The organism is Cohnella candidum, from assembly GCF_003713065.1.
Lineage (GTDB): Bacteria > Bacillota > Bacilli > Paenibacillales > Paenibacillaceae > Cohnella > Cohnella candidum.
Genome location: NZ_CP033433.1, coordinates 4,376,937 through 4,400,366 on the forward strand (window position 1 = coordinate 4,376,937; position 23,430 = coordinate 4,400,366).

The following is a 23,430-nucleotide window of genomic DNA, read 5'->3' on the forward strand; positions in this document are numbered from 1 at the left end:
CGTATGGAATGAGGGCAAACCTGAATTTAAAGGAGGTTGAAGAGCATGAATTGCCCGGTATGCGACAATTCGCGCCTGAGAGAGGTTGAGAAGAACGGCATCCTGATCGACGTCTGCCCGACATGCAAAGGGGTTTGGCTGGATCGGGGGGAATTGGAGAAGCTGATGACGGACGTGCGCGAGGTGCGTCAGGATTACAACGAGTGGTATTATGCGGACTCGGACCGCCGGAACGATCCGTCCCAATATCCGCCGCAACAGCAGCCGCCTTATCCGCAGCAGCAAAGCCGCCAACCGTATTACGGGAGCCACCCGCAGGGACATCCGAAACACTACAAAAAGAAAAAGAGCGTACTGGACGTTTTCGGAGACTTGTTTGACTGATTCCGCGCGGTGGTAATAAAAAACGAAGACCCGCTTGAGCGGGCCTTCGTCCTCGGTTCAGCCAAGTCATCCAGCGGCGGATTCGTCGTCCGCTCCCGCGGCGACGTCCGGATCGGTGGCGACTTCCTGATAAGTGTCGGTATCCATCACGCGGCGTGCTCCGATGTAGCGTTTCACGTAGTAATCCGCCGACAAAGAGTCGATCGTTACCCCGCGGGTAAAGGAAGCGTGGGCGAATTTGCCGTCGCCAACGTAGATTCCTACGTGCGAAACACCATGACCGCTCGTGTTGAAGAATACCAGGTCGCCCGCGCGAAGATCGGCGCGAGCCACTTTTTTGCCGCGTTGGAACTGTTCCTTCGAGCTGCGCGGAAGCGTGATCCCGAGCTTCTTGAAGACGTATCCGGTAAATCCGGAGCAGTCGAATCCGCCCGTGGTCGTTCCTCCGTAGTCGTAATCGACGCCGATCACTTTGCCGATCGTGTCGTCCAGCTTGGAGTCAGCAAACGCGCTTCCGACTTGGAAGGCAAGCAAAAAAGCAAGAGAAAGCAGCAAAACGGAAACTTTACGCAAGACTGGGTGTCCCCTTCCGATGCCTACGAGGTTAGCTGGAGGGTTCGGTTGAAGGTTCCCTATGGCCACTGTGTTGCGAGGCCAATTCACCCGTAATGGTTCCCCCGTTTCCCGGTGCACGGGAATTCGGCAATTTTTTCACACAGCCCTAAATATTCGCTTTTTGCGGCGGACTTCCTGCTCCCCAAGGATTAGAATTCCTTAATCTTTGCCTCCCAATCGACTCTTTGAACCTCCTTTCAAGGCGGTTTTTTAGTTGCCCGTAAAACGCGCAACCCCCGCCCGCAAGCGCCGGAGCGGCTTACGGACGGGGATTTCCCGGGCAGGAATTGTCGAATGACGACCGGGACTTCGGGCATGAGACGGACGGAAAAAACAGGCTTACTCGTTTCCCCTCCAGACCGCGAATTGGGAGGCGGCGGTCCAGAGGGACAGCAGGGTGCGCACGAAGTGGAAAGCTTGGTGAAGCGCCACGGCGATAAAACCCGACCAGAGGAGAGAGACGGACGACACGGCTGCGGATGCGGCGGCGCCGATGCCGGCCATCGCCAGCGAGACGGCCAGAAGCGGCAACGCCCGGGACAGGGCTTGCATCAGTGCTTTGCCGAAGCCTTCGCGGCTGACGGCGCCGAATTGAAGGCATTGGAACAGCACGTGGACGACGAAGCCCCAGATGAGCCATCCCGCCGCATAGGGTAGCAGCTCCCGGATCCAGCTTCCGGGAGAGCCGGCGCTGAAGAACCGGTCCTTGGCCATCGGCAGCAGCCAGACGGCGGGAAGCAGCGCGAGGGCGTTCTCCAGCCAGTAGAGCAGCACGACCGGTTTCCACGCTTGCCGGATGCCGGCGAGCATGCGGGTGCCGCTCTTCTCTTCTTCCGAATGGCGGAAGGAGTAATAGAGGCCGGCGTTGATCAAGGGAGAGACGATCATCCGGAACAGCAGCAAGCCTGCCAGCAGCCAGAGAAGCGGGTCGAGCAAATCGGTCCGAAGCAGCCGGAATTCCGCTTCGATCAGGAACAGCGGAATCGCGTTCGCGTTCGGGTGAAGGTCGGGATACCGCGCGAGCACGGGCGTCACCACGGAGTCTACCAGCCGGAACAGGAAGAATCCCCACAATAAGCGATACAGAAATAAGAGAACCCCTACATACTTATGCCGGACCGTCATGTCCCATCCCTTGCCGAGCCATCTTCTCATGCGGCGCTCACCTCACCATGCGAATGTGCTGAAGAAGCTTTCCAGCGCCTGGGCGACGCCGGTCGTCCATTTGACCCGTTCCTTGGAGGGGACTTCCGCCTTCAGGAAGTTGTTGTAGCGCCGGTTGTCCAGGACGACCGACAGGTTCGGGTCCACGGCCGCATAGAGCAGCGGGGATGCCGAATCGAGCTGCAATTGGGTCTGGTTCTGCGCTCCGTCCCACTGTCTGCGTTCCGTCCGGCCGTCCGCGTAGCCAAGCGCGAGAGTGACCGGCTGCGGGCTGCCTCCTTTGCGCTTGAGCGTCACCAAGGTGCGATAGCCGCCCTGCTCGGTTTTGTGGGAATCGATCGATTCGATGGAGAAGTCGGCCGTCTCCCCGCGGTACACGTAAGCGCCGAAGAAATCGTTCCATTTGAGCTTCGTCACGTTTTCGGCCACCTTTTGAAAATCCGCCGTGGACGGGTGTTTGAACCGGTATTTCTGGAAATAGGCGCGCAGGATTTTGTTCATCGTCTTCTCTCCGACCTGCCGCTCCATGGCCGTCAGCACGAGTTTGGCCCGCAGGTACACGTTATCCGCGTAGCCGTCCGGTTTGCCGTAGTGCCAGGCGAACTGGTGCAGCGGTTCGGGATCGGTGAGGTAGCTTCCTTCCACGGCCGTGTTCGGCGAAACGCCGTAAATGGCGGACATCAGCTTGTCTTCGGAGTAGGAGGTGAAGCCCTCATCCAGCCAAGCCTCTTCGAACTCGTTGGAGGCAGCCATGCCGTACCAATATTGGTGCGCGATTTCGTGAACGAGGGTCCGCTCCAGCTCGTAACCCGGACTGGCGCTCTTGGCGGCTGCGGCGGTGACGAGCGTCGGGTATTCCATGCCGCCGGCTCCGGCGCCTCCCGCGGGGGGCACGACCACGGACAGCGTCGAATAGGGATATTCCCCGTACCAGGAGGCCAGCTTGGAGAGCGACGATTTGGCCGCGTGCAGGTAGCGGTCTTTCAAGTCCTTATGAAGCGGGTCCAAATAAAGGCGGATTCGGACGCCGGGGATGCCGGGGGCGGAGAAGGAATCCTCGTAATAGACGAATTGAGGCGACGCGGACCAGGCAAAATCGTGCACGTCGTCGGCGTAATATTGGTACGTCTTGCGTCCCTGGACCGAAGCGGGGGATTTCGTCTGGAAGCCCGTCGCGGCGACGGTATAGTTGTCGGGCACATTGATCCGCACGCTGTAGATGCCGAAGTCCGAGTAAAATTCGGAGTTGCCGTGGTACTGGTGAAGGTTCCAGCCTTCCGTCGTGCGGCCGCGCATGCCGACCGTCTCGTAAACCGCGACTTTCGGGAACCATTGCCCGGCCATGACGAAATCGCCGGCGGTGCCCATGCGGGCGAACACTTGGGGAAGCGTGACCTTGAAATTCATTTTGAGGGTCACCGACGCGCCCGGCTTGACCGCTTCCGGCAGGCGCAGCGTGGCGAGCGTGCGGTCCTGCTTGTTGCCGTCGTCGGGCTGGACATAGTGCAGGCGGGGCAAGAGGGTTTCGCCTTCTTCCGTCGTCAGCGCGGCGATTTCCATCGCTCCGTAGCTGCCGGGCGCCATGGCGTCGCCGCGAAGCTGGCCGCCGGATTCCTTGAGGAACGTGCTGCCGGGGGAGAAGGCGTTCGGATACAAGTGGAAATAGAGATCCGAGACCGATTTCCGGCCGGGATTTTTCCAGGTGACCGTCTGCTGCCCCGTCAGCGTGTTGTCCGGGTTCAAGGTCACGGAGATATGGTATTCGGTCACGCGCTGGCTGAGGACGACCGGCTTCGGCTGTATGGGCGCCGCCTCCGGCTGGGGAGCTTTGGGCACGGCGGCGGGCGGAGCCTTGCCGGAGGCCTGGGCGATGGCCGGCCAGGCATATTGCGTTTCCAGCGCGTCCGCGAACCCGAACCGGATCGAGAATACGAGGGCGACGGCGGCTGCGGTGAAAAGAAGCAGGCGTAGCGTGCGGCGCTTCGGCATAACGGATAACCCTCCCGTTGACAAGCATCTACGGACATCTATATGCGGGTTGTCCGCGGATTATTTCTGCTTGTCTGAGGGCGGGGGCGGTTATTGGAAGCCCAGCTTCTTGCTGGCCGTTCTTGTGGCAAACCGCTATTACCCAATAAGAAGCTGCACAGTGAGCATCAGCTTGACGAAACACTCGGTGACCGCAAAACCCGCACGATTCCTTGTGACATCCACGACAATATGGCGCTTACAAGTCTAGCTCGATCACGATGCCTATGTCAGCTGCATGTCCAGCGCCTGTTACGGCAGCGAAGCCCGTAAGCTTGTATCGATCAGGACATTCAGATCTCGGAGTAACCCGGCCTGTTCCGACGTGAGCAATGCCGACGCACGGATTCCTCGCGATACGGTCGTTTACGACCACGGCATCAACGCTACTGTGGATTGCTATTTCAATGATGCGGAAAACGTGGTGACGATAATCGTATAGTCCGGGCTGACGTAGGTCTAGGCGATCAGCGTCGTCGCAACTCAATTTTCCGCCGTTTTTGCAGTGAAACCAGCAAAAACGGTGGAATCATTTATTTTTAGCGTAATGGGCTAAAAACTTCGCGAGAACTAAATCGGAAAAAATAGAAAGCCTTGCATAACCTATTAGGCCAGCGAGGCTTTCAATTTACTTTACTTCATTATACTTTTGATTCCATAAGGGAAAAGTACCAATGTATTGTGACGCTGCGATCTGTATATATGGATTTTTACTCGCAGTTTTTAAGCACAATCAGCGCATCATCCCATCAATGGTTTTCTCCTCGCGTAATCCTATCGCTAATCCTTCTGTTAAGGAATATGAAAAAATTAAAGCCTATAATCCATAACGCAAGTGATATTAAATAAACAGAAACATCAATTTCTGAATAAACAAACCCAATTGTAAGAAGAACGATTAGGGCGATATTGGCAATAAACCAGCCGGCAATAAACCAGCCTTTCCTCTTAATACTAAAATCACCTTTAGAAGTTATTAGGTAATAGTTGTACCCTAAAAATGATCCAATATTAACGAACAATGGAGATTTATTCGCCATCTGAATGGAAATTGTTGCGGGTATAAGAATGCAGAGAATAAAAATGATATTCCGTTTGACAATAAAAGCAAATTTCAGAGATACCCCCCCTTTTTTTGATAAAACAAATTTGTAAAATTTAGATATTTGTAATAATCTTGTTGAAAATTTAGAAAAAATTAGATAATATGAAAACGAATTAAAAAATTGTAAAAAGGTGGGATTTTAGATGATTCAAGTTGCTAGCGGGGGTAGTTCGAGCACGAAAAATAGTAATCCTTTTGTCAATACTAGCAATTCTTTGCTAAAAAATCAAAATCAAGCTGTGCAATCTATCAAGCAGAATGAAACGGCTACTAAAGTGACAAATACAGTAATTTCATATGCGGGGTATGTTGCTCCAGGTGGTCCAATCGTTAAAGGAATAGTAGGAGGTCTTGGGACTGCTGCGGGTACAACTGATACATGGGCAAACAATGCCGCGTCCAAAACAGTTAATGCAACAATTGTTAACACTGGCACCTCTGTTGGCGCACAAAATGCAGCACTAGGAGCACCTGGATACTCTTTAGCTCAAAGTGCTGCGAAAGCAGTAACTTCGACTTATAATGGTGTTGTTAATTCTGTAAATTCAGCATATAACCAATTCAAGGATTTTGTAAATCCAGCAAGTTATATGCCGTTTAGATGAATCAAGAATTATCGTTTTCAAATGAAAATTTTGGGCTTTGTACTAGCTATGACGAATTAAAAAGACCAACTGAATTGCTGAAAGAACTCGCATACGAGAAAAATCACTTTATAAACATCTACATGCTTAAGAAATTCCTTCACTTAAATGATAGAGTGTCTTGTCTCGGTTATGTTGGTTCAAATTGTGTTTTTTCTGTAAGCTTTGATGTAAATTTTATTCCAGATGAGGAATACATTTTTTTGAATTTCACCTCAGTAGCAAGTTTACTTGCTTCTACACCCAATCAAAACCTTTATGCTTGCTCCATAGGAATTGTAATTAATGACAAGCCATCCCATAGGATAGATTTTTTCATACGTCGTAAAATCTACTCCTATACGAAAAGAACACCCGTCAATTAGTGAAGTGCACCCCATATACGTGGACATTGGAAAAAACACTCTGGTGTTACCGATGAAGACTGAAGTGCACCCCTTATAGTGGACATTGGAAAAACACCCTGGTGTTAAACCGATGAAAACTATAGGGGGTGCTTTTCGTCATGGCGAAGAAGGGGCAAAAATTTGTTACGTATAGCTTCGAAACGAAGAAGAAAGCAATTGAAATGCGACTTCAAGGAATGACAAAACAGAAAGTGGCAGAGGTACTCGGAATCGAGGATATTACTCGACTAAAAGTATGGATGAGACGCTACAAGCAGATGGGCGAGTACGGGCTTATGGATCACCGTGGGAAACGGAAAGAGTATGTCGATGAAGATCGCTATGTACGGCGTTTGGAGATGGAGAATGCCGTCCTAAAAAAGTGGTTGGCCATTACGAAGGCGGAGGTGTACCAGAGAAATATAGGCTCGTCCATGAGCTCCGTGAAAACTTTAGCGTCACTGAGCTCTGTAAGGAAGTCGGCGTTTCCCGCAGTGGATACTACGCCTATGTAAAGCGGATGTATGTGGATAAGGATAAAGCAGCAAAGCAGTTAGTTCGTGCCACCTTTGAGCGATACAAAGGGATTTACGGCTACCGGCAAGTTCAGCTTTTCCTGCACCAGGATCACGGTATCTGGATCAATCACAAGAAAGTACTGCGGTTAATGCAAGGGATGGGACTTCGCTCCAAAATTCGCCGCAAGTACCGTCCGTACAGCCGGACTTGGAACATAGGCGACCGAGTAGCAAGAAACATCTTAGATCGCCAATTCCGGGCAGATGCACCGAACCAAAAATGGGTCACCGATATTACGCAGTATCGAGTTGGAGATTCCTGGCTGTACCTCTCCGCCATAAAAGACTTATGCCAGAACGAAATCGTCGCTCACCATATAAGTGAGAGTAATGACACGGAACTTGTATTGCAGACATTCGCAAAGGCATTCGAAACGGAGAAGGACGTGACCGGTCTGATCGTTCACAGCGATCAGGGAACCCAGTACACGTCCTACAAGTACCACGACATGCTGCCAAAGGTTGGCGCCCAAATCAGCATGTCACGCCGAGGCAATTGTTATGACAATGCCTCCATGGAGAGCTTCTTCTCGCATTTGAAAGCGGAAGGGCTCTACCCCTATGATATTCGAACCTTTGAAGAAGCACAAAGGCGAATTGATGAGTACATCCACTTTTACAATCATTGTCGACCGCAAAGAAAATTGAACAAGCTGACTCCGGTTCAATACCGGCGCCAGCTTGTCGGGTAGGGTTTTTCTTTAGTGTCCGCTAAATGGGGTCTTGACCAGACTGAGGGGGTGCTTTTCGTTTAGATGCATGGGAATGACAACAAAGCCGTATCCCTTAGCTGAGCGAAGGGGATACGGCTTTGTAGGTATATAGCGGTTACTGGGTTGTCAGTGTGAGCAGGGGAGAACTCTTGCCTTGATACAGCAGCGTCAGCCGGTGAAGCGCCCGGGTGCAGGCGACGTACAGCAGCTTGGCGTCCTGGGGATCGTCCGCGTAGTGCTCGGCATCGGCGTCGGCCAGCAGGACGGCGTCGAATTCGAGCCCCTTCGCCAAATACACGGGGACGATGGAGACGCCGCCGCCGTAGCGGGTCTGGCCCTCCGAGATCAACCTCGCCTCGACGCCGGCTTTCTCCAATTCGGCCGCCAGCTCGCGGCAATTGTCGTCCGTCCGCGCGATGACCGCGATCGTCTGCATGCCGCGGGTCCGGTTATCGGCGATGTAGGCGGAGATGCGCGCGATTTTCTCTTCGGAAGAGCGGACCTCGGCGACTTCCACCGGATCGCCGCTGCGGAACACGGGCTGGGCCGGCGGCAGCGAAGTGCCGGTGAACGGCAGGATCCGGTTCGAGAATTCGATGATTTCGAGCGTGGAGCGGTAGCTCATCCGAAGCTCGTGGTACGCCCTGCGGTCCTCCGGAAACACGGAGGACAGCTCTTCCCAGCGCTGGACGCCGCGATAAGCGTGAATTCCTTGCGCCAAATCCCCGAGAATCGTGAAGGAGGGCTCGACCATCATCGTATGGAGCAAGGCGATTTGGAAAGGCGGCACGTCCTGGGCTTCGTCGAGCACGACATGGTCGAACGTCTCGTCCGGGCCGTGGAAGCGGCGGTGGATCCAGACGAGCGCGGGAAGGTCCTCGGGCATCGCCTGCCCTTTTTTCAGCAGGGCCTTGGTCCGCGCGGCCAGGTCTGCCGGCACGAAGGCTTCCGGCTGCTCGAATAAGCTGCGGTAGAACGTCATAGGGTCCGCTTGCGGCAGCTTTTTCTCGAACGCTTTCAGTCGCTGCTTGCCCGTTTTGGCCCGTTCCTTGCGGATTTTGGGATCGCCGATTTCCTTGAGCTGCATCTCGAGCCAGCGGTTGATCCGCCCGATCAGCCGTTCGCGGCGTTTGGCCAGCGGGTAGTGCCGGTATTCGACGTCGAACCATTCGCGGATCGTGCCGGCCGGAAGCATGCGGCGGTCCCAGGCTTCGAAATTTTCGTCCTTCAAGTACGCGTCCTCGTACCGGTTCAGCTCAGCTTCGATCCAATCGCGGTAGCGCAAGGAGCCTTTGAACCTGCCGGGCGTGAGGTCGTCGATCGCGGGACGCCGTCCCGCGGTGGAGAACCATATCTCGCCCTCCCCGCCGGCCTCTGCCAGACGGACGCTTTCGCCGAGCTTATCAAGCGCCCAATCCGCGAACGTCGTCTGCCGTACGCTGCCGACGCCGAGCTCGGGGAGAACGCCTGAAATATAATCGAGGAACATGGCGTTCGGAGCGAAAATGATCATCCGTTCCGCCTTCACTTGGTCTTGGTACTGGTACAGCAGGAAAGCCAGCCGGTGCAAAGCGACCGTCGTTTTGCCCGATCCCGCGGCGCCCTGGATGATGATCGCCAGGCGGCGGGGAGCGCGGATGATCCGGTCCTGCTCCGACTGGATCGTCGAGACGATGTCCCGGAGACGGTTGTCTTTCTTCTCGCCGAGCCGATAGAGCAGGAATTCGTCGCTGAGACCGAGATTCTCTCCTCCGCGCACGTAGCTCTCGACGACCCGCTGCAGGATGCGGTCCCGGATCGACAGGTTCCTTTTGCGGTGCACCTCTCCCTCCACGCTGCCTTCGGGCGCTTCGTAGATGACCGATTCGTCGCCGCCGGTGAAGGAATAGAACAAGCTGGCCACCGGGGCCCGCCAGTCGATGATGTAGGGCTCGCCGGTGTCCCTTCGGTCCATGCCCCGTTTGCCGATATAGAGCGGGGCGGGGGCTTGCCGTCCCTTCTCCTGGAAGTCGAGCCGTCCGAAATACGGCTCCGTCCCGAGCACCTTCAGCCGCTGGCGGGTCTCCTCCCGCTTGGCTTCGAGCAGCTGCTCCACGAAATCCTGGCCGCGGTAAACGGGGCCTATGGCGGAGTGCTGCCGTTCGATCTCTTCGAACGTATGGTTCAGTCTGGATCGTTCTTCTTCGTACATGTCCGTTGCGTCGTCGGTGTCCTGCGTATGGTTCATGTCTTTCCTCCCTCTCCCGTTCATCGATTGGCGCCAGTACCCATTTTGCACAAAAAATCGGAAAAAGAATAGACTTATGTTATCCTTTTTGGTATGATGTTGGTTGTCGGATTACCTGAAAAAGATAGAACAAACGTTCGTATTTATGAATAAGAACAGATGACGGGTGGGGACCTTCTTCGGAGGATTCTTGGCCCGTTTTTTAACGGAGGTCGAGGGACGTGGAAAACAACGAAAAGCCGCCGGAGAAGAAGAAACTGGCGCTGAACGTGGTCAGCAATAAGGAGCACAAAGGGTTCGGGGCGGGCACCATCGACCTGAGCCAGGTCGCCTGCGTCATCATCGACCGCGGCGAGGCCTACCTCGACGTCGGCGCGATGCACGCAAAGAGCAAGGTCGAACGGGGAATCAAGTTCTCGCCGAACAAGGAAGACGTGCCGAACGGACGTCCCTGCTGGGTCGTATGGGTAGCGGTCGACCGCAGGGAAGACGGCAGCTACTACGCAGGTGTGACGTCTTGCGAGATGCTGGTGGACGAGGAAGCGCGGCGGGGCTGGAAGGTGCTGCCCGACCACGTGAACCGGCTGGACGCCGCGCTGAAGCGGAAAATCATGCTCGACAACATCGGTCCGGAAGAGAAGGCGGCTTTGAAGAAGCTGCTGATCGAGCACAACGCCGAATGGTGGGACCGCTCGACGGACGCGCTGAAGGAAGCTTTGAACGCATAAGGGAACGTGCGAAACCCCGGCCGGGAGGCCGGGGTTTTTGTTTGGGAGCGGCAGGTTGACCGAGACTCCTCTCGCGTGCAGTTCGATTTTGCCCGCTTGCGGAGGAGGATTCGCCTGCGGTCGGTTTAGGCGCTCCAAGTGTGCAAAATCGGGCCGGGTATGATGAAGTGTTACCGAGTCTCACCAATGCCACATGCGCCGCATTTTCTTCCACCAGCCGCCGCCGTTCGCGCCCGAAGACTCTTTGTCCGCTTCCGCCTCGCCGTGCACCGAGCACATCTCGGTCGGCTCCGTGCCGACGAGGAACGTCTCCAGCACCGGCTTCGGACAGCCGGAGGTGGCCAGCATGCCGTTCCCCGGGTCGACGTACACGCTGACGACGCCTTCCGGCATCGGAAAATCCGTCGGCGGCTTCTCCTTCAACGCGCCTTCGAGAAAATCCGCGAAAATCGGCGCGGCCCGGTGCGCGTCGCCGGAGCCGAGCGAACGCCCGCGGTCGTAGCCGACCCACACCGCCGCCGTCAACTCGGGCGTATAGCCGACGAACCAGGCGTCGGAGTCGGTCGTCCCGGTTTTGCCGGCGACCGGACGTTTGATCATGCCGGCGACCCGGTGGGCGGTGCCGCCGGCGTCGAACACGCTCTGCAGCAGCCGGGTGGTCACGTAGGCTACGGACGGCGGCATGACGGGCGTGGAATGCGGATGCGCCTCGTACAGCACTTTGCCGTCGCGGTCTTGGATTCGCAGGATGGCGAGCGCGGAGGTTTTGCTGCCTCCGTTCGCGAACACGGAGTAAGCCGACGCCATTTCGAACGGGCTGACGGGGAACGTGCCGAGCGCCAGAGAAGGAACCGCCTTGAGCGGCGAAGTGATGCCGAGCCGCCGCGCGGTGGACATGACCTCTTCCGGCCCGACCTGCATGATCGTGTTGACCGCGTAAATGTTGTCCGACGCGGCAATCGCTTGGCGCAGGCTGATTTCCGTATTGAAATAGCGGTCGTTGAAGTTGCTGGGGCGGTAGATCTCCCGATTGTTGTCGTAGTAGAAAATGGTCGGCTCGCTGCGGAAGCGAGTCGAGGGCGTGACGACCCTTTGCTCCAAGGCGGTGGCGTACACGATCGGCTTGAAGGAGGAGCCGGGCTGCCTCGTCGTGGCGAACACGCGGTTATATTGGTTGCGTTTGTAGCTGAGCCCGCCGACCATCGCCTTGATGTAGCCGTTGCGGGGATCCATGGCGACGAGCGCCGTCTGAAGCTGCGAATCCTTCGGAAAGCCCCGTTTCACCGCCTCTTCCGCCGCGCGCTGCATGTTCATGTCCAGCGTGGTCGTGATCGACAAGCCGCCTTCGTTCAGCAGCCGCTCGTCGATTCCGAGCCGTTCGACCGCGATCCTTTTGACGTAATCCGCGAAATACGGCGCGTTCCGGTCCGGCTCTTCCGGCAAAGGTTTCACGACGGGCTTATCCCGCGAAGCCGCAGTCGCCTGCTCCCGAGTGATCTCTTTCGTCTCCAGCATCGCCTGAAGCACGGTGTGCCGCCGTTTTTCGGCTTCCGCCGGATGGAGATGCGGAGAGTAATAGCGCGGTCCCTTAGGGATGCCCGCCAACAGCGCGCTTTCCGACAGCGTCAGATCCTTGGCGGACTTGCCGAAGTACATTCGGGCGGCCGCTTCCGCGCCGTAGGCTCCGTGACCGTAATAGATTTGGTTCAAATACATCTGCAAAATTTCGTCCTTGGAGTACGTCTGCTCCAAGCGGGCGGCGTACCAGGCTTCCTTCAGCTTGCGGGACCACGTTCTCTGGTGGCTCAAATACAAATTCCGCGCCAGCTGCTGGGTCAGGGTGCTTGCGCCTTCCCGTTTCGACAAATGCCGGACGTCGACCCACGCCGCCCTGGCTAAACCTCTTACGTCGACGCCGGAATGCTCGTAGAACCGGCGGTCCTCCACGGCCAGCGTGGCTTTCACGAGCCAGGGGGAAATGTCCGCCAGCTTCACGGGACGCCGATTGACGCCTCCCGCGAGCGTCGCGATGACGGTGCCTTCCGAATCCAAGATTTGCGTCGATTGCGGCACGGCGCCGGTCGGCAGCGCCCCGAGCCGGTGAAACGCGATGCTGCCGGCTGTCGCAACGACGAGACACGCGAGCGTGAACCAGGCCAGCCGCTTCCGCAGCGGCTCCAGTCGCCAAGGCGCCCGCGGTTTTCGCGGCTTATTCTCTTGATGCGAATGCATGGGGCAGCGCCTCCCGTAACGCCGAAGCGGAATCATTTTCCTTTTAGTATGGAGTAGGGAGGCGAGGGCTATTCTTCGCGTCAAGGTTCGAATGTTGCTTTTTGCGGGTGATATCATATAATACAACTTGTCCGAATTAACGGAAGAGAGGCGACAGGCGCCTCATCACAATACATAAGGAAGAAGGGATCCCATGTCCTCCATGGAACTGTGGTATACCGAGAAGCAGACCGAGAACTACGGCATCACGATGAAAGTGAAGCAAACGATGGTGCACGAACAGACCGAATTCCAAGAGCTCGCCATGATCGAGACGGAGGAATGGGGCAACATGCTCGTGCTGGACGGCATGGTCATGACGACGATCAAGGACGAATTCGTCTACCATGAAATGGTCGCGCACGTTCCGCTGTTCACCCACCCGAATCCGGAAACCGTCCTCGTCGTAGGCGGCGGCGACGGCGGCGTCATCCGCGAGGTGCTGAAGCACCCGAAAGTGAAGAAGGCCGTGCTCGTCGACATCGACGGCAAAGTCATCGAATACTCGAAGAAGTATTTGCCGGAAATCGCGGGCAAGCTGGACGACCCGCGCGTCGAAGTGCTCGTGAACGACGGCTTCATGCACATCCACGACCATAAGAACACCTATGACGTCGTCATGGCGGATACGACGGAGCCGATGGGACCGGCCGTGCAGCTGTTCACGCGCGGTTTTTATCAAGGAATCTACGAGTCGCTGAAGGAAGACGGACTGTTCGTGGCGCAAACGGACAACCCGTGGTTCAAAGCCGACTTGATCCAAAGCGTCAACCGCGACGTGAAGGAAGTGTTCCCGCTCGTCCGCGTGTACGCGGCCAACGTGCCGACGTACCCGAGCGGCCTGTGGACGTTCACGATGGGCAGCAAGAAGCACGATCCGCTGGCCGTCGACGAAAGCGCGATCCCGGAGCTGGACACGAAATATTACTCGCCGAGATTGCATAAAGCGTGCTTCGTGCTTCCGAAGTTCGTGGAAGATTTGACGAAATAAAGAATGTATGGAGGAAAACCTCCCAAAGACCCGCGGCATCGAGCGCTGCGGGTCTTTTTATTTTGGAAGATGCATAAAACCTGACATTAGATTAATGAATTTCCCTATATATATTCGGATTTATGAATAATTACTGTTAAAAATAACTAATTCATGTTACAATCCCTCACAAAGAGAGAATATTCCGACGGGTGGAAGAGGGGATCGTACGTGTTTGGATGGCTCGGTTTCAAAAAAGGGCTGCCGCTATGGTGGTCATATCGGCTGAACGCGCAATTAAAGGAAGACGTCGAAAACATTTTCGAAGGTATCGCCGAAACCCGCATGCAGGTGCTGGAGGACTGGACGATGGACGGGTGGCGTCACCTGGAGAGGCTGGAGGGCCAACTGGGCGCCGTCCGCGCGGCACCGGGCCAGGGGGCGGATGCGGAAAGCCGCAATCGGCTGTTTGCCGCGGCTTATTCACGCGCCGTCGATTTCACCGAAATTTTCATGCTCGATGCCGGCGGGACGGTCGTGTATTCGACGCACTCGCCCCACATCGGACAAACCTACGAAGCCGGATCCCCGCTTACCTCCGGGCTGGAATACGCCAAAGGCGGCAGCCCAGGCACGCGCAAATGCCTTTTCGGCCCTTTCGGAGACCCGCTGACCCTGGAGACCGGGTCCCGTTCCTCGCCGTTCCATGACAAAATGACGCTGTTGTTCATTTTGCCGTTGGGACAGGGAGACGTTTGGGAAGGCGCTTTGTGCGCGCGAGTCCCGAACGACGTCATCGGCGACTTGATCCAGCGGGAATCCGGACACGTTTATCCCGATTCCGGCGACAACTACATTTTCATGGCCGAGCCTTCCTTGAACACTCATATTGCGCCCGGTACCGCATTGTCGCGAAGCCGCTTCGAGGACCGGACGTTCACGCACGGCGAAAATCTGAAGGACGGCGTAACGACGAACTGGGGAACGGTTACGGTTAAGGAGCATACGGAGCTCGAGCTCATGTTCACCGACCCGGCGACGGGAGAACTGCATCCGGGCGTGGCGAACACGATCCGCAACGGCAGCAACCTGTTCGTGGAGTTTCCGGGGTATTCGGATTACCGGCACATCCCCGTCATCGGCAAAGGCGTCACGTTCCGTCTGCCGCATTGCCCGGATCTGTGGGGGATGATGTGCGAAGGCGACCTTGAGGAAGTCTACCGCATCCGGGGTATCGCCTACCGCCAGTTCCGCCAGCAGGCGCTGCTGCATGGAGGGTTCGCGCTGATCGCCGCCATTCTCGTTTATTTTGTGGCCACTCAATTCGCGGCAGTATGGATTGCCATTGGCGCGCTCCTCTTCAACCTGCTGTTCGGGGGAATCGCACTCGCCTCGCTGAACCGGCGCAGCGACCGTAAAGTGGTGGCTCCGCTGCGCAAGATCAACCGGTTCATCCGGATCAATGCCGAAGGCAAAGGCGATTTGACGCAGCGGCTCGACATCGGCGAATTCGGTAACGACGAGACGCACGAGCTCGCCAAATGGATCAACAATATGATCGATTCCCTGGAAGGCATCATGCTGAAGGTCAAGCTTGCCGCGTCCGACGTGACCGCCAGCCAGAAGTTGCTGGGCGAGTCAACCGTCACAACGGCTCAGCAGACGGAGCGGGTGAGCGGGCGAATCCATGACATGGTGCGGAGCATCAGGCGGCAGCTGAAGGATATTGACGAGGCCAAGGTGGTCGCGGACGAAGCCCGCCAGACGCTGCTCATGCTGGAGCGCCAAGCGTCGGAGCACATTTCCGTCGCCCAGGGAGAGGTCGAGCGGATCGGCGGCAAAATGGCGCACATCGCCGGGCGCGTCGAAGAAACGAACCATACGATCCGCATGTTCGTAGAGACCTCGAATGAGATCCGCAGCGTGCTGAAGGTCATCGAGGAAATTTCGGCCCAGACGAACCTGCTGGCGCTGAACGCTTCGATTGAAGCGGCGCGGGTAGGCGAGCACGGAAGAGGGTTCGCGGTCGTGGCGTCGGAAATCCGCAAGCTGGCCGACTTAACGCGGCAGTCCACGGAAGAAGTGCACGGAATCGTGGAGAAAATCTCCTTGCATGCGAAAGAGGCGTACGCTTCCATGACCGAAGGCACGAAGGTGGTATCCGAGGGGACCGAGCTCGTCGCGGCCGCGATGGAGACGCTCGGAGACGCCAAGGGAGACGACGATCTGAAAACGCAGATTATCGATGAGGTCGTCGTTCTGATGGAGAAGATCGCGACGGTCAGCATCGAGAACCGGGCGATCTCCGCGGAAGTGGAAGGGAAAGTCCAGGAGCTGCAGGCCGACATCGTCGACGTTCGTCACACTTCCCACAACGTGGAGGCGATCACGGGGTTCCTTCAGCAATTGGTCGGCCAGTTCAAGCTGGCCGAGACGAGCAAGCGGTGACAGGGCTCTGGCATAGAGAAGCGCCTCCGGACTCATTCGTCCGAAGGCGCTTTTTTGTCGTTTGGCGGGGTCCCCCACCAAAGTCCGGTCCTCCCCCGCCTGCGGTCCATTTTCATTCTCCGTTCATGCTGGGAAAATCATCTTATGAGACAATGCCGGAGTGCGATCCATCGGAACCGAAAGAGGAGAATGCCGTGATGTGGAAACGGAAAATGCTGAAAGTCTTCATGTACCTGGTTTTGTCGGTGGCCGTGCTGCTGCTGGCCGGATGGATATACCAGCGGCTGGCAAGCGACCGCGATTTGAAATCGTATCAACCGGTCGGTCAATTGTACGAGGTGAGCGGCGGCCGGATGCACCTTTATGCGGGCGGGCAAGGTCCGGTCACCGTCGTCTTCTCCGCGGGATGGGGGACGGCGAACCCGTATGCGGATTTCTATCCGTTGTACGATAAACTGGAATCGAAAGCCAAATTCGCCGTGTACGACCGCTTCGGATACGGGTACAGCGACATCACCGAGAGAAAGCGGGATATCGACGGAATCGCCGAAGAAATCCATCAGGCACTCGAACGGTCGGGACAGCGCCCGCCCTACGTTTTTGCCGCTCATTCCCTGGGCTCCCTCGAGGCGATCCGGTTTGCCCAGAAGTATCCGGAAGAAGTGAAGGGCATCGTGTTCATCGAGGGCGGGAGCCCGGAATACTATGCGTCCAATACGCCGATGACGGTCATTCCGTACGTTTATCGGTTTGCCAGGAAGACCGGAATCGCGCGTGTCTTATATCAAATCGGAGGATTGGAGGACACCGCGCTGCCTCCGAACATGCGGGAATTGGACCGGGTATCGACGCTGCTGCTGGCGGGCAACCGGAACATGACCGATGAAATCCGGCTAAGCCGGGAAAACGCCGAGACCATCTTGCGAGGAAAGAAACCGCTGGACATCCCGATTACGGTGCTGACAGCGGATGCCTTCGGCAAACTGAGCAGCGATAAGGATTGGGAAAGCAGTCAGGCTGCGTTATCTTCCTGGTCGACCGACGGCAAACAAATCATCGTGCCGAATTCGTCCCACTATTTGCACCATTACGCGCCGGACGTGGTGGCGGAGGAGATCCTGAAGCTCGCGGAAAAGTAACTGGCTGCTTCGTCGAGAGTTTGAGCAGGAACGACGAATTGAGTTATTGCTTTTTGACACTAACTCTGAGGAGATGAGGCGGTTTGAACGGTTTTTATTGCTTTTGGACACTAAAATGGTGTGTTTCCCCTTAAAGTGAGGGTGGAGGCGCCGCGTTAGTGTCGGAAAGCAATAATTCGTGGCGAGATACGGCTTTTTCGCCGGAATTATTGCTCGAGAGCAATAACTCCAGCGTCACTCCGCCTACATCCTCTCCGGCGCTTTCATGCCGAGCAGCCTCAGGCCATCCCCCAGCACGCGTGCCGCCGCGGCGGCGACGGAAAGCTTGGCGAAGGTCTCGTCTTCGCTCTCCACGATCATTTTGCCTTCATTATAGTAACGGTTGAAATCCTTCGTCAGCTCCAGCAAATAACGGGCGAGGACAGACGGCTCGTTCTCGCGCACGGCCTGCAGGATCGATTCCTCGAAGCCGGAAACGGTCTTGAGGCACGCCCATGAGGCAGGAGTTTCCAGGTACTGCCCATCCACAGCCGTTCCGCGTTGTTTCAACTCCTCGTACCCGCCCTTGCGCAGCAGGCTGAGCATCCTCGCATGCGTGTACTGCAAGTACGGCCCGGTTTCCCCGTCAAAGCTCAGGGCCTCTTCCATCTGGAAATCGACGGACAGCTGGCGGCGGTTTTTCAGGTCCGCGAAAATGATGGCCCCGACTCCGATCGCCTCGGCGGTTTGCGTTTTGTCGGCAAGCTCGGGGTTTTTCTCTACGATGATCTCGAGCGCTTTGGCGACGGCCTCGTCCAGCACCTCATCCAGGAAGATGACCTTCCCGCGACGCGTTGACATCTTTTTGCCTTCGAACTTCATCAAGCCAAAGGGGACGTGGCGGCAATCGGCGTTCCAGGCTTCGCCCATTTTGCCCAGGACGGCGAACACTTGCGCAAAATGCAGAGCCTGCTCGGAACCGACGACGTAGAGCAGCAGATCCGCATCGAGCTGTTTCTTACGGTAAATTGCCGTGGCCAAATCCCGGGTCGGGTAGATCGTCGTGCCGTCCGACTTCAGGATCAGGCACGGGGGCATGCCGAGCTCATCCAGCCGGACGACTTGAGCGCCGTCGCTTTCCTCGAGCAAAGACAATTCCGTCAGGCGTTCCACGACGGCGCCCATTTTGTCGTTGTAGAAGCTTTCTCCCTGGAAGAGGTCGAATGAGACGCCCAAACGCGCATACACGCGGTTGAACTCCTTCAAGCTCTCCTCCACGAAATAACGCCAGAGCGCGAGCGTTTCCTCGTCCCCGGACTCCAGCTTGCGGAACCATCCCCTCGCTTCGTCCTCAAGCATCGGATCGTTCTCCGCTTCCTCATGAAACTTCACGTAGAGCCTCAAGCTCTCGCGAATCGGCTCCGCCTCCAGCAGGCTGCGGTCCCCCCAGCGGCGGTACGCGGAAATGAGCTTGCCGAATTGCGTGCCCCAATCCCCGAGATGATTGACGCGCGTGACGCGCCAGCCCGCGGCCGTGTACAAGTTGGCCAACGCGTTTCCGATCATGGTCGAACGCAGGTGGCCGATGCCGAAAGGCTTGGCGATGTTCGGCGAGGACATGTCGATCACAACGTGCCGGCCCTCTCCAACGCGCAGCTTACCGTACTCGTCCGCCGCCACCTGACCCAAGAGACGGACTCCCCAATGGGCGGGGTCGAGGAACAAGTTCAAGTAACCGCCGGCGGTCTCGGCGCGGACTCCATCGCCTGAGCCGTTCACGGCTTGAGCCAGCCGCTCCGCGATCGCCTGCGGCGATTGCCGCAGCAGCTTGGCGAGTGAAAAGCAAGGCAAGGCGGCGTCTCCCATCTCCGGGCGAGGGGGAATTTCGATAAGACCCGCGGTTTCCTCCTCCGACAGTTGCAGATGGGGAGACAGAATGCGGGCGGCAATCCGGACGATCATACGGCTAACCTCCTTCGGATAATAAAAAATCCCCCGTCTCAATAAAGAGACGGAGGATCAGTCCGCGGTACCACTCTTCTGGCGTTCCCATGCACGGGAATGCCGCTCGGCAGGATAACGGCCGGACGTGCCGACCGGATTTCCCTACGGAACAACAGGGGCATTTCATTCCTGCTGTTTTCGGGAAACCGACTCCCGGGTCCGCTTCCCCGATCGGCCGTGCCGGCTTCCACCCTCCCGGCTCTCTGCATAACGGCTTGGATCGGATACTCTCCCGTTCAACGTCGTTTTGGAAATGATTTGTTAGTCAGTATAACGCCGGATCGCGCTCTCCGCAAGCCCGCGCAAAAAATTACACCTCGGATGTCAAGCGCGAAGGATTATGGGCATTCGCCGCCGGTGATACAATGGGGTTCCAAATCCAGCTTGAACAAGAGGTGCAGCGAGCATGGCGATCAGACCGGAGTATCCCCGGCCGCAATTTTTCAGGGATTCGTGGCTAAGCTTAAACGGCGAATGGGATTTCAGAATGGATGACAGGAACGAAGGCTTGAGCAATAGATGGTACGAGAACGGCGGGGAGAGCGGAGCGTTCGACCGTAAAATCGTCGTCCCCTTCTGCTATCAAAGTCCGCTGAGCGGCATTGGGGAAAACGAATTTCATGACGTGGTCTGGTACCGGAAAAAGTTCCGCGTGCCTGAGAAAGAGGCCGGCAAACGCACGATCCTCCATTTCGGCGCCGTCGATTACGATGCGCAGGTGTGGTTGGACGGGCAGCATGTGTGCAGTCATGAAGGGGGTAACGCTTCCTTTTCCATTGACATCACCGATGCGCTCGTCGGCGATGAGCATACGGTCGTCGTCCGGGCCCAGGACTATTTCGAAGACATGGCGCTTCCCCGCGGCAAGCAGTATTGGAAGGAAAAAGGCGAGGTCATGTGGTTTACGAACATGACCGGCATTTGGCAGACCGTATGGCTGGAATTCGTCAATCCCGTATGGCTGGATCGCGTCAAATTCACGCCGCACCTGGACACCAACGAGATCGAGATGGAGACGTTCATCCAAGGGCTGCCTCCGAAAGGACGCGCCGAATTGACCGTCGAAATCACGTTCGCGGGGTCGCTCGTCGCGAAGGAGACAGTCTGGGCGGGCGAACGGGAGTCCCGGCGCATCAACCTGCAGGACTTCAACGATCACGGCTTCGGCCGATGGTGGTCTCCCGAGAAGCCGAACCTTTACCACGCGGCGTTTACGCTGAACGTGGACGGAATTCAAAGCGACCGCGTGACAAGTTATTTCGGAATGCGTAAAATCTCCATTGAAGCGGGAAAGGTTTGTCTCAACAACAAGCCGTATCCGATGAAGCTCGTGCTGGACCAAGGATATTTTCCGGACGGCATTCTGACGGCTCCTTCGGACGAAGCCATTCGCCTGGACGTGGAACTGTGCAAGAAGATGGGCTTTAACGGCATGCGAAAACACCAAATGGTCGCGGATCCGCGGTACTTATATTGGTGCGACAGGCTGGGCGTCCTCGTCTGGGGAGAAATGGCCAATGCTTATGCGTATTCGGAAGAGTACGCCTACCGGATGACCCAGGAATGGGGAGAGGTCATTCGCCGCGATTACAACCATCCCTGCATCGTCGCTTGGGTGCCCCTGAACGAAAGCTGGGGCGTGCCCGATATATTGATCGACCCTAAGCAAAGGCATCATGCGATGGCGTTGTACCATTTTACCAAATCGGTCGATTCCACCCGGCTCGTCTTGTCCAACGACGGTTGGGAGCACTGCCTCTCCGACCTGTGCACCGTTCACGATTATTCGCAAGACCGCGGCGTGTTGCTCGAGAGATACGGCAATCTCGATCGTATATTGAACGACATGACCGGCCGCAAGTTCATTTACGCGCCGGGTTACCGATACGAAGGCGAACCGATCATGGTGACGGAGTTCGGCGGCGTCAATTTGCGCGTCACGGAGAAGTCGCCGCACGTGACGCCTTGCGCGGTCAACGAGAAGGATTTTCTCGATCGGCTGGTCGACGTCATCCATCCGATGGTCGTGTCGGGACTGGTGCAAGGATATTGCTATACCCAGCTGACGGATACCGAGACGGAAATCTGCGGCCTGCTCACCTGGGATCGGGAGCCTAAAATCCCGCTCGAACTGATCCGGCTCATCAACGAAGGCGAAATCGTAGACAGCTTGTAATCCGGGAGGTCCGCCGCATGGCCAACAGACGTCTCCAATCCTTCTTTCAGTCGCAAATCCGTTTTTTGAGACGATTCACGGTCAAGCGGCGGCTGCTTCTGACCTTCCTGCTCATTTCCGTAGCACCGCTCGCCATCGTGGCGACGGTGTCTTTTTACTATTCCTACAAAGACGCGACGCAGAAAATCGAATCGTATTCGATGCAGATCATTAACCAAGTGAAGATCAACGCGGATTCGATTGCGTCCGACTACGAAACGCTGCTTCAGACGATCGTCAACGAAGATCTTATCCAGACGGATATGAAAGGTGCATCCGAGCTGGATATTCTGGGCCAATATCGGTTGGATGACGAGCTGAAGCGGATGCTGAACGTGAAAATGATGAGCAACCTCACGGTGGAAGGCATTACGGTAACGTTGCTGGACGACCGGTACAGCATGTACGTCGGCAATCGCATGATGCCTCCCAAATACGCCGGCACGAAGCTCTACTTGGAAACCTTGTCCCGGCCTGACCAGGCCTACACCTGGCTGCCTCCTCACCTGAATGAGGTGAAGGGATTTTACCAGACCGGGGATAAAGTGCTGACCTTGTCCGTTCCGATCAAGGACCGCTGGCGGGGGACGAATTTCGGCATGGCGGCGCTTGCCATCAAGCCGGGCGCATTCCGCGAAATCCTGTCGGACGACACGGCATCCGCCGAAGGGAAAGTGTTCATCATCGATGAAGCGGGCACGGTCATCTATAGCGAGCAGGAAGCGCAATGGGGGGAGCCGCTCGGCGATCTCAAACTGGTAGAGGCGCTTCGCGGCCAGAGTCCGGCCAGTCATCATATGGACTATGTAGCCGGCGACGGGCGCAAATACCTGACTTCCTTCACGCGGATGGACGATACCGGATGGATCATCGTCAAGCAAGTGCCTTACGACTATCTCATGCGCAGCACGAAGAAAGTTTTGACGTTCACGATCGCAATCGCCGTTTTCATCGTCCTGCTCTCCGCTTATGTCGCCACTCTCGTGTTCAACAGCATTTTCAGCGGGGTTTACAAGCTGATGCGCTCGATGCGGAGCCTGGAGAAAGGCGATTTCCAACCGTCCACCGAGCAGCCCTCGGGCAAAGACGAAATCCAGCAGCTGACGACGGCTTATGACCGGATGGTCAACCGCTTGAATGACGTCATCAACGAGTTGTACCGGGCCAAAGTCGTCAAGCAGGCGATGCAGATCAAGGCGCTGAAAGCTCAGATCAATCCTCATTTTTTGTACAATACGCTCGAGACGATCTCGAGTTTGGCCAAAATACATGGGATCCGGGACATCAGCAAAATGACCACTTCGCTCTCACACATTTTCCGATACAGCATTACGGGGGACGAGGATATCGTGCCGCTGGGGGCAGAGATTCGCAGCGCGGAGCAATACCTGCAGATCATTAAGATCCGATACGGCGAAAGGATGTCGTTCCACGTGGACGTGCCCGAATCGCTCCGTTCTTGCAGGGTGTTGAAGCTGATTTTGCAGCCGCTCTTGGAAAACGCGGTCCAGCACGGCATCGAACGGAAGATTGCGCCCGGTACGGTGCGGATTTTCGCGGTGAAAGAAGATGACAAGCTTCGTCTCTCGGTACAAGATGACGGGGAAGGCATGGACGAGCACGCGCTTGCCGAGCTGACGAAGCGGCTCTCGGACTCGGCCGAGCTGCAGGAACCGAAAACGCACGGGATCGGGCTGTTGAACGTGAAGGAACGGCTTGAGCTGGTGTATCAAAATCAGGCGAGCTTGCACATTTCCAGCAAGCTGGGGCAAGGAACGACCGTTACGATGACTTTTCCGGTTGAACGGAACGCGGAAGGCGGGTGAAGAGTG

The 23,430-nt window shown here is 56.6% G+C and carries 15 protein-coding genes, 1 riboswitch and 1 other annotated feature; of the genes, 9 read left to right on the forward strand and 6 right to left on the reverse strand.

Annotation, left to right across the window (positions count from 1 at the left end):
- Window positions 1–45 precede the first annotated feature (45 nt).
- Window positions 46–384, forward strand: a complete 339-nt coding sequence (locus tag EAV92_RS20230; RefSeq protein ID WP_123042764.1) for a TFIIB-type zinc ribbon-containing protein — start codon at window positions 46–48, stop codon at window positions 382–384.
- 66 nt (window positions 385–450) lie between these two features.
- Here the strand turns inward: EAV92_RS20230 and EAV92_RS20235 are convergent, their stop codons facing one another.
- From EAV92_RS20235 to EAV92_RS20245, 3 genes are all read right to left on the reverse strand, one after another.
- Window positions 451–957 carry a C40 family peptidase gene (locus EAV92_RS20235; RefSeq protein WP_123042765.1) on the reverse strand — a complete coding sequence of 169 codons (507 nt, stop codon included), beginning with the start codon at window positions 955–957 and terminating at the stop codon, window positions 451–453.
- Between the two features lie 5 nt (window positions 958–962).
- Window positions 963–1,099, reverse strand: a riboswitch (cyclic di-AMP (ydaO/yuaA leader).
- 239 nt (window positions 1,100–1,338) lie between these two features.
- A complete protein-coding gene (locus tag EAV92_RS20240; RefSeq protein WP_123042766.1) occupies window positions 1,339–2,154 on the reverse strand; it encodes a hypothetical protein in 816 nt (271 codons plus the stop codon).
- Window positions 2,155–2,166: 12 nt separating this feature from the next.
- Window positions 2,167–4,152, reverse strand: a complete 1,986-nt coding sequence (locus EAV92_RS20245) for a M1 family metallopeptidase (protein WP_123042767.1) — start codon at window positions 4,150–4,152, stop codon at window positions 2,167–2,169.
- Window positions 4,153–5,439: 1,287 nt separating this feature from the next.
- On the opposite strand from EAV92_RS20245, the gene EAV92_RS24635 reads away from it, so the two are divergent.
- Both EAV92_RS24635 and EAV92_RS20255 read left to right on the forward strand, forming a co-directional pair.
- Complete coding sequence (locus EAV92_RS24635) at window positions 5,440–5,901, forward strand: hypothetical protein (RefSeq protein ID WP_164472866.1); 462 nt, start codon at window positions 5,440–5,442, stop codon at window positions 5,899–5,901.
- An 807-nt stretch (window positions 5,902–6,708) separates the two neighbouring features.
- Entirely contained in the window at window positions 6,709–7,596 is an 888-nt protein-coding gene (locus EAV92_RS20255; RefSeq protein WP_241158330.1) for an IS3 family transposase, read from the forward strand.
- Window positions 7,597–7,732: 136 nt separating this feature from the next.
- Here EAV92_RS20255 and EAV92_RS20260 read toward each other — a convergent pair whose 3' ends face one another.
- Entirely contained in the window at window positions 7,733–9,844 is a 2,112-nt protein-coding gene (locus EAV92_RS20260) for a HelD family protein (protein WP_241158331.1), read from the reverse strand.
- A gap of 221 nt (window positions 9,845–10,065) precedes the next feature.
- Here EAV92_RS20260 and EAV92_RS20265 point away from each other — a divergent pair, with 221 nt between their 5' ends.
- Complete coding sequence (locus EAV92_RS20265) at window positions 10,066–10,572, forward strand: YwhD family protein (RefSeq protein WP_123042769.1); 507 nt, start codon at window positions 10,066–10,068, stop codon at window positions 10,570–10,572.
- 180 nt (window positions 10,573–10,752) lie between these two features.
- On the opposite strand, the gene EAV92_RS20270 is transcribed toward EAV92_RS20265, so the two are convergent.
- Window positions 10,753–12,804: a transglycosylase domain-containing protein gene (locus tag EAV92_RS20270; protein WP_241158332.1), complete on the reverse strand. Its 2,052-nt coding sequence runs from the start codon at window positions 12,802–12,804 to the stop codon at window positions 10,753–10,755.
- A gap of 202 nt (window positions 12,805–13,006) precedes the next feature.
- On the opposite strand from EAV92_RS20270, the gene speE reads away from it, so the two are divergent.
- The 3 genes from speE (at window position 13,007) to EAV92_RS20285 (ending at window position 17,400) form a co-directional block, all read left to right on the forward strand.
- Entirely contained in the window at window positions 13,007–13,834 is an 828-nt protein-coding gene (speE, locus tag EAV92_RS20275; RefSeq protein ID WP_123043830.1) for a polyamine aminopropyltransferase, read from the forward strand.
- 210 nt (window positions 13,835–14,044) lie between these two features.
- Window positions 14,045–16,261 carry a methyl-accepting chemotaxis protein gene (locus EAV92_RS20280; protein ID WP_123042771.1) on the forward strand — a complete coding sequence of 739 codons (2,217 nt, stop codon included), beginning with the start codon at window positions 14,045–14,047 and terminating at the stop codon, window positions 16,259–16,261.
- Between the two features lie 197 nt (window positions 16,262–16,458).
- Window positions 16,459–17,400: an alpha/beta fold hydrolase gene (locus EAV92_RS20285; RefSeq protein ID WP_123042772.1), complete on the forward strand. Its 942-nt coding sequence runs from the start codon at window positions 16,459–16,461 to the stop codon at window positions 17,398–17,400.
- 243 nt (window positions 17,401–17,643) lie between these two features.
- Here the strand turns inward: EAV92_RS20285 and argS are convergent, their stop codons facing one another.
- On the reverse strand, window positions 17,644–19,341 hold the full coding sequence (gene argS / locus EAV92_RS20290; RefSeq protein ID WP_123042773.1) for an arginine--tRNA ligase: 1,698 nt from the start codon (window positions 19,339–19,341) through the stop codon (window positions 17,644–17,646).
- A gap of 42 nt (window positions 19,342–19,383) precedes the next feature.
- Window positions 19,384–19,632, reverse strand: a binding site (T-box leader).
- 157 nt (window positions 19,633–19,789) lie between these two features.
- Here argS and EAV92_RS20295 point away from each other — a divergent pair.
- Complete coding sequence (locus EAV92_RS20295; protein ID WP_123042774.1) at window positions 19,790–21,559, forward strand: glycoside hydrolase family 2 protein; 1,770 nt, start codon at window positions 19,790–19,792, stop codon at window positions 21,557–21,559.
- A 17-nt stretch (window positions 21,560–21,576) separates the two neighbouring features.
- Entirely contained in the window at window positions 21,577–23,424 is a 1,848-nt protein-coding gene (locus tag EAV92_RS20300) for a cache domain-containing sensor histidine kinase (protein WP_123042775.1), read from the forward strand.
- Window positions 23,425–23,430: the final 6 nt, after the last annotated feature.

Coding starts and splice junctions, on each gene's coding strand:
- EAV92_RS20230 (WP_123042764.1), top strand. CDS start 46: ATGAATTGCCCGGTATGCGACAATTCGCGCCTGAGAGAGGTTGAGAAG.
- EAV92_RS24635 (WP_164472866.1), top strand. CDS start 5,440: ATGATTCAAGTTGCTAGCGGGGGTAGTTCGAGCACGAAAAATAGTAAT.
- EAV92_RS20270 (WP_241158332.1), bottom strand. CDS start 12,804: ATGCATTCGCATCAAGAGAATAAGCCGCGAAAACCGCGGGCGCCTTGG.
- EAV92_RS20240 (WP_123042766.1), bottom strand. CDS start 2,154: ATGAGAAGATGGCTCGGCAAGGGATGGGACATGACGGTCCGGCATAAG.
- EAV92_RS20260 (WP_241158331.1), bottom strand. CDS start 9,844: ATGAACCATACGCAGGACACCGACGACGCAACGGACATGTACGAAGAA.
- EAV92_RS20285 (WP_123042772.1), top strand. CDS start 16,459: ATGTGGAAACGGAAAATGCTGAAAGTCTTCATGTACCTGGTTTTGTCG.
- speE (WP_123043830.1), top strand. CDS start 13,007: ATGGAACTGTGGTATACCGAGAAGCAGACCGAGAACTACGGCATCACG.
- argS (WP_123042773.1), bottom strand. CDS start 19,341: ATGATCGTCCGGATTGCCGCCCGCATTCTGTCTCCCCATCTGCAACTG.
- EAV92_RS20245 (WP_123042767.1), bottom strand. CDS start 4,152: ATGCCGAAGCGCCGCACGCTACGCCTGCTTCTTTTCACCGCAGCCGCC.
- EAV92_RS20300 (WP_123042775.1), top strand. CDS start 21,577: ATGGCCAACAGACGTCTCCAATCCTTCTTTCAGTCGCAAATCCGTTTT.
- EAV92_RS20295 (WP_123042774.1), top strand. CDS start 19,790: ATGGCGATCAGACCGGAGTATCCCCGGCCGCAATTTTTCAGGGATTCG.